We start from the raw sequence: 6,835 nt of genomic DNA on the forward strand, positions 1-6,835 counted from the left end.
CGCCCACCAGCCGGTGGGGCACGAAGGCGGTGCCGGCGATGTCGAGGGTCAGCAGTCGCTGCGACTGCGACAGGTCGATGTCGAAGGTGTCGAGGAGTCTATTCAGTATCGAGTCGGCCATGACCTTTTCCCGTAATGTCACTGTTATTCATCGAGACTCAACTCAGCGCGTAAGCGAACTCCCCCTGATCGTCGAGGCTGACCGTCAGTTTCTCTATCGCCTCTCCATTGGCCATCTTGTCCAGCACCTGGGCGGCGACGGTCGGCATCAGGCTGCCGGAGAGGATGTTGTCGATGTTGCGGGCGCCGCTGTCGCTGTCGGTGCAGCGCTCGGCGACGGCTTCGATGATCGCCGGGTCGTACTCGAACTCGGCGCGATGGTTGTATTCGAAGCGGTGCTTGATGCGGTCGAGCTTGAGCCGAACGATGTTGTGCAGAATCTCTTTCTGCACCGGGTAGTAGGGAATGATGTTCAACCGGCCCAGGAACGCTGGCTTGAATACGGCGTTGAGCTGATCGCGCAGGCTCTCGACGATCGCATCCGGCGCGGGCAGGGACTCGACGCCCAGGCACTGCTGCATGATGTCGTCGGTGCCGACGTTGGAGGTGAGCAGGATCACGGTGTTGCGGAAGTTGATCTCGCGGCCTTCGCCATCGTCCAGCACGCCCTTGTCGAACACCTGGAAGAACAGCTCCAGCACGTCCGGGTGGGCTTTCTCGACTTCGTCCAGCAGCACCACGCTATAGGGCTTGCGGCGCACCGCTTCGGTCAGCACGCCGCCCTCGCCGTAGCCGACGTAGCCGGGGGGCGAGCCCTTGAGGCTGGAGACGGTGTGCGCTTCCTGATACTCGGACATGTTGATGGTGATGACGTTGCGCTCACCACCGTAGAGGGTGTCGGCCAGCGATAGCGCGGTTTCAGTCTTGCCGACGCCGCTGGGGCCGAGCAGCAGGAAGACCCCGATCGGCTTGTTGGGGTCCTCCATCCGCGCGCGTGAAATGGCGATGCGCTTGCCGATCTCGGCCAGCGCATGATCCTGGCCCAGCACGCGCTCGCCGAGCAGTTCGGGCAGGCGCTGCACGGTGGCGATCTCGTCACGCATCATCTTGCCGAGTGGAATGCCGGTCCAGTTGGAGATCACCTCGGCGATCACGTTGCCGTCGACATGACCGTGCACCAGCGAGTGCTCGCCCTGAATCGCGGCCAGTTCGCGCCGGACCTCGCCGATCTGCCGGCTCAGCGCGTCGCCATCGCCATCCTGCTGGCCGGCCTCGATGGATTCGCGCTCCGCTTCCAACCCCTTGAGGCGCGTCACGATCTCCTGCTCGCGTTCCCAGCGTGCGCTGAGATCGTCGATCTCGCTGCGGGTCGCGGTGAGCTGTTCGTCGAGCGCGGCCAACGTTTCCGCATGATCGCTGCCTTCACGCTGTTCGCGCTGGAGAACGGCGATCTCGCTGTTGAGGTTGTCGACGCGACGATGGGCGTCCTCCAGCGCCGCCGGCTGCGAGGATTGCGCCAGGGCGACCCGGGCGCAGGCGGTGTCGAGCACGCTGACGGCCTTGTCCGGCAGTTGGCGGCCGGTGATGTAGCGGTGCGACAGGCGAACGGCCTGGACGATGGCGTCGTCGAGAATGGTCACCTTGTGGTGATCCTGCATGCGCTCGTTGAGGCCGCGCAACATGTTGATGGCCACTGGTTCGGCCGGCTCCTCGACCTTGACCACCTGAAAGCGGCGGGCCAGCGCCGCGTCCTTCTCGAAGTACTTCTTGTACTCCGCCCAGGTGGTGGCGGCGATGGTGCGCAGTTCGCCGCGCGCCAGCGCCGGCTTGAGCAGGTTGGCGGCATCGCCCTGGCCGGCCTGTCCGCCGCTGCCGATCAGGGTATGGGCCTCGTCGATGAACAGGATGATCGGATGCAGACTGCGCTTGGTCTCCTCGATCACGTTCTTGAGTCGGCTCTCGAACTCGCCCTTGACCCCGGCGCCCGCTTGCAGCAGGCCCAGGTCGAGGGTTCGCAGCTCGACGTTCTTGAGCGGCGGTGGTACATCGCCATTGACGATGCGCAGCGCCAGACCTTCCACCACGGCGGTCTTGCCGACACCCGCTTCGCCGGTGAGGATCGGGTTGTTCTGGCGGCGCCGGGTGAGGATGTCCACCATCTGGCGCACTTCCTCCTCGCGGCCGAGCACCGGGTCGATGCGGCCGGCGCGGGCATTGCCGGTCAGGTCGATGGTGTACTGGTCCAGCGCCGGGGTCTTGCTCTTGCCGGGGCGGCCGCCACCGGGCTTGGTGTCCGATGGCTGGCCAGCGCTCTGGCTCTGGCCACTGGCGTTCGTTCCCTCGCCGAGCGGGCGCACGTGCTGATCTTCGCTGCTGCCGCCGATCAGGTCGTCGAGATGCGCCTGCAGGTCGTCGACGTTGATCCGCTCGAGCTCACGGGCGCCATCCAGCAATACCCGGCGCAGTTCGTCGTCCTTGAGCAGCGCCAGCAGCAGGTGGCCGCCGCGAATCTGGGCTTCGCCGTGGTCGATCGAGGCGATCACCCAGGCGCGCTCGATCAGCCGGGTGATGCGTGGCGACAGGGCGGGCGTTCGGGTATTGCCGGTCTTGAAGGTGGAGACCGTCTCCTCGAGCTGCGTCGCCAGGCGATCGAGCGACACGTCGTAGTGCCGGGCGATGCGCAGGAAGTCGTTGTCGTCGCTGTCGAGCAGCTTGAGCAGCAGGTGCTCGATATCGACGTCGTACTGGCGCTCGGCCAGGCACAACGCCGCTGCGCCTTCGGTGGCTTCGCGGCAGGGATCGTTGAGCTTGTCGAAAAGGGATTTGAGACTCACGCCGTGGCTCCGTCGTAGGGAATGTCGAAGAGTGCATGGCCGTGGGAGGCGGCCGGTCGGTCGGAGGGTTGGAGCCAACCCAGCCGCCCCAGGTTGATACTGCCGCCCGCACCCAGTTGGGGGGCGGGAATGCTGTGCCTGTCGAGAATCAACTCGATTTCGAAGTCGAGTTCGATGCCGGCGTAGAAACGCACCAGCTTGACGAGCTTCCGGTGCGCTTCGGTGTCCGGCAGTAGCGAGCGGTAGGCGCTCAGGCTCAGCGGCCCGAACGAGACGCGAAAGGCGGATTGATAGTCACGCACCCGGGTGCCGGCCACGGCGCTCTCTCCGAGCCTGGCGTTGGCCTGGCCGAGGCGGGTGTACTGGTCCGGATCGAGGCGTATCCAGCGACCAGCGAACGAATCGACCCGGCAGGGCAGCTGGAAGGTGTACTCCAGGATCGACTGCAGGTTGCTCGGATTGCGCGGCCGCTGCGACCACAGCCCGGAAAACCAGCTGAACAGGTCACGGCGCAGCGAGCCGGGCGCGTCGTCGCGGGCGAGCGTCTTCTCCAGCGTGGTGGGCGTGAAGCCAACCAGGTGCAGCAGCCAGTCTTCGAAGTCCGCGCTGCCCTTGCGTTCGTATTCGATATGGAAGCGATACTTCTGCCACGCCTCGTAGAACAGCGCCGTCATGCGGTGCGAGAAGAAATCCATGAACGCGTGGGCGGCATCGTCGCGCTTCTCGATATGCCGGTTGATCAGCAGTTCGGTGTAGGGGCGCGGCAGCACGCCGGACGGCCCCACCAGCCCCATGAACGTGACCTGGATCTCGCTCAGTGGATCGCCGCTGGCGGAACGGACCTTGTCGCTCTCGAAGGAGAGGTCGCTGATCTCGCTGGGCGGGAAGTTCAGCGAGAGCAGCGAGCGAAATCGCAGCGGATCCTGATGGGGGCGGTTTTCGGGATCGATACGCCCGGTGCGGCTGTAGTGCAGCCGCAGCAGGCGCACGAGCTGGAAGAACCCGAATCGCCAGGGCTCGGCGCGGGCCTGGTCGATCAGACCAGGGGCTGAGTACCGGTTCTCGGCTTCCATTGGGCGACTCGCTGTTCGCGCTGACGAGAGCGCAGGGTGAGTTGGGTGAAGCTGTTGAGGCTGCAGTACTGGCCGAAGAAGTGGTCCAGCACCATGCCGAACAGGTAGATGCCGCTGCCGGTGAACTGGCTTTCGTCGAGCTCCAGCGTGATGCCGGTGCCGCGCACGAAGGCGGGGCGCGGATGACCGATGCGCGTCATCACCGGTTCGCTCGCGATCGAGGAGATGCCGTTGATCTGCTTGCGGATCGCCGACGCCTGACGATAGTTGTAGAGCGTCAGCAGCTCCATCAGCGCCTCGCGGCCGTCGGAGACCAGCGAAAGATGGTTGAGCGACAGGTGCGAGACCAGGCGCCAGATCAGGCCCTTGCCCATGGGCGGGCGTACCGGAGCCGTCGGCTTGCGCAGGCAGCGGATCTGCTGCACCACCTGCTCGCGTTCGAGGGTGAAATCCCCCTGGGGATGGCCGAAGGTCATCAACTGCGGGAGGTCGCGGTTGCTGCAGGTGAGCTTGAGGCTCAGGGTGTCGCTGCTGGCGTCGAGCATCTCCAGCTCGCGATCGACCACCCGCAGGCGCATCTCGGTGCCCGGGTCGCGGGCGTTTTCCGAAGCGACCCGTCGCGCGATCCAGTAGCTCTGGCGTGCCTGCTTTTCACTGTCCCGCGGTTCGAAGAAGGGCAGGCAGGGGGCAACCTCGTCCTGCATCGCGGTGCGAATCACCCGCGTGACCTCGTCGATCGAGACGATCTCGGTGGACCGTGAATGTCGTACGTCCGGCACCACCGGATATTCATGGCGCGTGTGGCTGAGCTTGATCGGCTCGGCCTGCTGCGGGAACAGGTTGACCACCGGGGTGCAGCCGAGACGGAAATTGTGGCGCCCCACGGTCTGCGCGAGACGGGCCAGCCGTTCGTGCTGGTCGTAGTCGCGGAACAGAAAATGGATCTGAATCTGTGTGACCGACTTGCCCGCGAGTGGCTTCGCCAGCCCGTTCAGGTCGAAGAACAGGAACTTCTCGGGGAAAGTGAAGTACTCGTGCAGCAGTCGGTAACCGAGAAACGAGCGCTCGGAGTAGTCGATCAGCCCTTCGTCGTGGTCGAAGCCGACCGGGGCGATGGCATCCGGCGCCAGCCCGATTTCACGCTGCTGGCCGGCATCGACGAAACTGACCGAGATTCGCGCCACGTTGTTGAACAACAGCTCGTAGAGCGGGTGCATGAGGGTGCCTTCCCCGTCGAGGAAGAATCTCAGGCGATCCATGCCCAGCTTGCCAAAATCGGTGTTGCCGAGGCTCTCGAGCGACAAGGTCAGCTTGGCGACGTTGTCGTTGCCGTGGGCATTGAATGACGAGCGCTCCAGCCGGGTCAGTTCGGCGCCGCTCACCGCCACCGGCCAGACATCCACCGGGTAGCAGGTGCGGAAGCGGCAGAAGGAGTCCTCCACCGGGCGCGAGTGCAGCGCCGTGTGCCGGGGCAGGTGATAAGCGCCGGTCAGGGAAGTCTTTGCGCCCGGGTCGAACTCGACGATCGACAGTGCCGGGGTCGGACGCAGGTAGTGGGGGTAGAGAACGTCGAGAAACGCCTCGACGATCTCGGGAAAGTCGTCGTCGAGCTTCTTGTGCACCCGGGCGCTGAGGAAGGCGAAAGACTCGATCATCCGCTCGGCGTGGGGATCCTCGCAGTAGTCCCCCTCGAGCAGCAGTCGCGAGGCGATTTTCGGATACCGTTGAGCGAACTCCTGACCCAGAAAACGCAGGTGGGAGAGTTCCTTCTCGTAGTAGGGCAGCAGGTCGTCGAGCATCAGATCAGGTTCTGCACCTTGTATTGGCGAGTGTTGACTTGCAGTACGGCATCGAAGGCCACGCGCTGGCTCGCTTCACTCAGCGACAGCACGGCTTCGATGCGGAACTGGAGAATACGGTCGTGACTATCCTGGTTGAGCAGTTGTACGCGCACGCTGCTGAAGCGCTTGTCGCCCTGTTCGATGGTCCGTTCGAGCTGACGCTGGATCAGACGCCGATCCTCGGTGCTGCGGACGCCACGGCTGATGAAGTCCGGCAGGCCGTAGTCGAGAAGGGTGCCCTGCAGTGACGGCCAGCCATCCAGCCCGTCGGCCACCAGTTCCCGCCGGGTGTTGACCAGCAGTTCGAGATCGCGGACGACCGAGCTCTTGTAGTCGGCCAGCGAACAGCGATGGCCGGGTTGCGCTTCTGTCGAGCGCTGCGGTTCATCGTCGAGTAGACGGTCGAGCAGCGTCGGAACCATCTGCAGGGGTTCGCTCATCTCATCCTCATCTCACGATGGATCTTGGTGGCGCTGGAAGAGGCGCCGAGTTCTCTGGCCATCGCCGCCAGATTCGCGAGCGGGCATCGGCACCCGGCCGATGCCCGCTCTCCGTACTGCGTATCAGGAGCCGCGAGTGGATTGCGGCAGCTCTGACACCAGGCGCAGCGACGCGGTCAGCTCATCGAGCTGATAGTGCGGGCGCAGGAAGGTAACCGCCTTGTAGGCGCCGGGCTTGCCGGGGACCTCGGCGACTTCCACGCGCGCTTCGCGCAGCGGGTACTTGGCCTTGGCTTCCTGGCCGGCATTGTCGTCCAGCAGCACGTACTGCGAGAGCCATTCGTTGAGGTAGTCCTCCACGTTCTGACGCGAGGCGAAGCTGCCGACCTTGTCGCGCATGATCGCTTTCATGAAGTGGGCGATGCGCGAGGTCGCGAAGATGTACTGCAGCTGCGAGGAGAGGCGCGCGTTGGCGTTGGCCACGTCGGTGTTGTACTGCTTGGGCAACTGGGCGGACTGGGTGCCGAAGAACGCGGCGTAGTCAGTGCCCTTGCAGTGCACCAGCGGGATGAAGCCCAGGTCGGACAACTCCTTCTCGCGACGGTCGGTGATGGAGATCTCGGTGGGGCACTTCAATGCCACTTCGC

Annotated in this window: 5 protein-coding genes; all 5 read right to left on the bottom strand. The window is 64.7% G+C overall.

Annotation, left to right across the window (positions count from 1 at the left end):
* Positions 1-158: 158 nt before the first annotated feature.
* Positions 159-2,834 (bottom strand): type VI secretion system ATPase TssH, encoded by a 2,676-nt coding sequence (gene tssH, locus Q0602_RS00225; protein WP_298837191.1) that lies wholly within the window; start codon positions 2,832-2,834, stop codon positions 159-161.
* Positions 2,831-3,907 (bottom strand): type VI secretion system baseplate subunit TssG, encoded by a 1,077-nt coding sequence (gene tssG, locus Q0602_RS00230; RefSeq protein WP_295041350.1) that lies wholly within the window; start codon positions 3,905-3,907, stop codon positions 2,831-2,833. Before tssG ends, tssH begins: the two co-directional genes overlap by 4 nt.
* Positions 3,871-5,706 carry a type VI secretion system baseplate subunit TssF gene (tssF, locus tag Q0602_RS00235; protein ID WP_298837195.1) on the bottom strand — a complete coding sequence of 612 codons (1,836 nt, stop codon included), beginning with the start codon at positions 5,704-5,706 and terminating at the stop codon, positions 3,871-3,873. The genes tssG and tssF overlap by 37 nt, the downstream gene beginning before the upstream one ends.
* Positions 5,706-6,188, bottom strand: coding sequence for a type VI secretion system baseplate subunit TssE (tssE, locus tag Q0602_RS00240; protein WP_295039633.1), 483 nt, complete (start codon positions 6,186-6,188; stop codon positions 5,706-5,708). The genes tssF and tssE overlap by 1 nt, the downstream gene beginning before the upstream one ends.
* Before the next feature lie 123 nt (positions 6,189-6,311).
* The coding region (locus tag Q0602_RS00245; protein ID WP_298837199.1) for a type VI secretion system contractile sheath large subunit at positions 6,312-6,835 on the bottom strand (524 nt) is incomplete at its 5' end.

Origin of the sequence: uncultured Salinicola sp., from assembly GCF_937921195.1 — a bacterium.
GTDB lineage: Bacteria > Pseudomonadota > Gammaproteobacteria > Pseudomonadales > Halomonadaceae > Salinicola.

Bases quoted from the DNA above. Each gene is read 5' to 3' on its own strand.
- tssG (WP_295041350.1), bottom strand. From the start codon at position 3,907: ATGGAAGCCGAGAACCGGTACTCAGCCCCTGGTCTGATCGACCAGGCC.
- tssF (WP_298837195.1), bottom strand. From the start codon at position 5,706: ATGCTCGACGACCTGCTGCCCTACTACGAGAAGGAACTCTCCCACCTG.
- tssE (WP_295039633.1), bottom strand. From the start codon at position 6,188: ATGAGCGAACCCCTGCAGATGGTTCCGACGCTGCTCGACCGTCTACTC.